The 2,063-nt window shown below is 70.6% G+C and carries 2 protein-coding genes and 1 pseudogene; 2 read left to right on the top strand and 1 reads right to left on the bottom strand.

Annotated features, from left to right (window positions below; all coding sequences use genetic code 11):
- Positions 1-431 (bottom strand): annotated as a pseudogene (locus tag ACWIE7_RS18965) (alpha/beta hydrolase); the annotation flags it as partial.
- 102 nt (positions 432-533) lie between these two features.
- Here ACWIE7_RS18965 and ACWIE7_RS18960 point away from each other — a divergent pair.
- The gene (locus tag ACWIE7_RS18960; protein WP_454070298.1) at positions 534-1,310 is read left to right on the top strand and encodes a pyrimidine reductase family protein; all 777 of its coding nucleotides are present in this window, start codon (positions 534-536) and stop codon (positions 1,308-1,310) included.
- Positions 1,307-1,831: a flavin reductase family protein gene (locus tag ACWIE7_RS18955; RefSeq protein ID WP_454058003.1), complete on the top strand. Its 525-nt coding sequence runs from the start codon at positions 1,307-1,309 to the stop codon at positions 1,829-1,831. The genes ACWIE7_RS18960 and ACWIE7_RS18955 overlap by 4 nt, the downstream gene beginning before the upstream one ends.
- Positions 1,832-2,063 lie beyond the last annotated feature (232 nt).

Below are 2,063 nucleotides of genomic sequence, written 5' to 3'. Positions count from 1 at the left end.
AGGTACTCGGCGTCGCGGTCGGAGCGCGGCTGGGTGGAGGGCGCGCAGTCGTCACCGAGGCCGGTGGTGCCGTGCGCCCACGCCACGACGGGCCAGCCGCCGGCGGGGGCCTCGCCGTGCGGGAGGAACACCGCGGAGGCGGAAATAGCGGGCTGTCCGTGCTGGTTGATGGTGCCGTAGACCTGCCGCACCGCGCGTCCGGCCTGTGGCAGCGAGAGCGCGGGGTCGAGCGGCATGGTGGCGGCCACGCCGCCGGGCGCGGGGATCGGCGCGGTCCACTGGCGGGTGTCCATGCCGGACCAGGTGGGCGCGGGGTTGGGCGAGGCCGTCGGCGCGGCCGCCGACGGGGCGGTGAGAGAGGCGACGACGACGACGGCAGCCGCAGAAGAACCGAGCAGCCGCCGGGCGCGGCAGAATGTGAGGAAGTTCATAAGCGGAGTGTAGTCCGTCGTTAATTCCGCTCACAGCCTTCTGGCGTCCGGCCCGGAATCGACCGGTGTCCGGCGCTGTGGACGGTGCCTAGGATCGCCGCCATGCACGTTCTCGAGATCGGCGCAGATGTCCCCGACCCGCTGGCCCCGTACCTGGAGGTGGATCGGTCCTCGCCCCGGCACGAATGCTGGGTCGCCGGGCACATGGTCGCGGGGTTGGATGGAACGGCCGCGGTCGGCGGCCGGGTGGGCGCGCTGTCCACCCGCCCAGACCAGGCGTTGTTCCGCAGCATGCGGCAGATCGCCGACGTCGTTCTGGTCGGAGCCGAGACGGTCCGGCGCGAAGGATACGGGCCGGTGCGGCTGTCCGAGGACGCGCAGGCACGGAGGCAAGAGCTCGGAAAGCCGGCCACTCCGCCGGTCGCCGTGGTCAGCAGGAGCCTGAATCTGGACGGGGCCGCCAGCGTGTTCGCCGATGCTCCCGAGCACGCCCCGACGGTGGTCATCACCTGTGCGGGGGCGGATCCGGGGCGCCGCGCTGAGGTCGAGGAGTTCGCCGAGGTCATCTTGGCGGGCGACGAGCGTGTGGAGCCGGAGCAGGCAATGCGCGCGCTCTCCGACCGCGGGCACGGCGTGGTGCTCTGCGAGGGCGGTCCCACCTGGCTGGGCGAACTCGTCGCGGCCGACAGGCTCGATGAGCTGCTGCTGTCCATCTCCCCGATGATGGGCGGCGACCCGTTGCCCGTGTCCGTGACACCTCCCGGAACTGGCATCGCCAGGTTCGACCTGAAGGGCGTCATGGCCGAGGACGGCACGATCTTCCTCCGGTACGAGGCTGCGGCAGACCAGACGGCGGCTGGCGAGAGGTCAGACCGATGAGCACGGACGCCTTCGGCCGGCTGATGGCGTCAGCGGATCCGGCGATGATCGTGGTGACGACCGTGGCGGAGAACGAGCCGGCGGGATGTCTCGTCGGTTTCCATGCCCAGTCGAGCATCTCAGCCGAGCACTATTGCCTGTGGCTGTCCAAGGCCAATCACACCTACCGGACCGGGCTGCGTGCCACGCACTTTGCAGTCCATTTCCTCACTGAAGCCGATCTCGCGGTCGCCGAATGGTTCGGCACCCGGACGGGGGAGACGACCGACAAGTTCGCGGGTCGCGGTGTCAACGAGCGCGGTACGGACACCGACGAGCACGGCCTGCCGCTGCTCAGGGACTGCCCCAACCGGATGGTGGTCGAGAGAATCGCGATGCTTGACGACGGGGGCGACCACGCCTGCTTCACCACTCGGGTGCTCTCGGCGCACTCCGAGGGCCCGTTCGCGCCTTTACGCCTCAGCGACGTGGCCCACCTCGACGCCGGCCGGTCGAGCGAGTCCCGGGCGGTGCATCCCTGATCGCCTCGAACATGGTCCGACCGCCGGCGGAAGATCCACCGACGGCCGGTACATGCGTGCACCCGGGCGGGCGCACTCACTCGCTCAGCTTGAGCGCCTCGCGGTAGGTGAGCTTGCGCCCGGTCTGCATGATCGAACGGCGGTAGATCCGCTCGGCCACGCCGATCACCAGGGCGGCGGCCACCAGCGAGACGATCATCGCGACGATCGGCTCCCACCAGGCCGCGGAGCC

This window comes from Dietzia sp. NPDC055343, assembly GCF_053645265.1.
The sequence above is the reverse complement of the archived record's forward strand: the minus strand, read 5'-3'. Positions and strand labels throughout refer to the sequence as shown.

Excerpts from the sequence above, each read along its gene's own strand:
- ACWIE7_RS18960 (WP_454070298.1), top strand. The coding sequence starts at position 534 with ATGCACGTTCTCGAGATCGGCGCAGATGTCCCCGACCCGCTGGCCCCG.
- ACWIE7_RS18955 (WP_454058003.1), top strand. The coding sequence starts at position 1,307 with ATGAGCACGGACGCCTTCGGCCGGCTGATGGCGTCAGCGGATCCGGCG.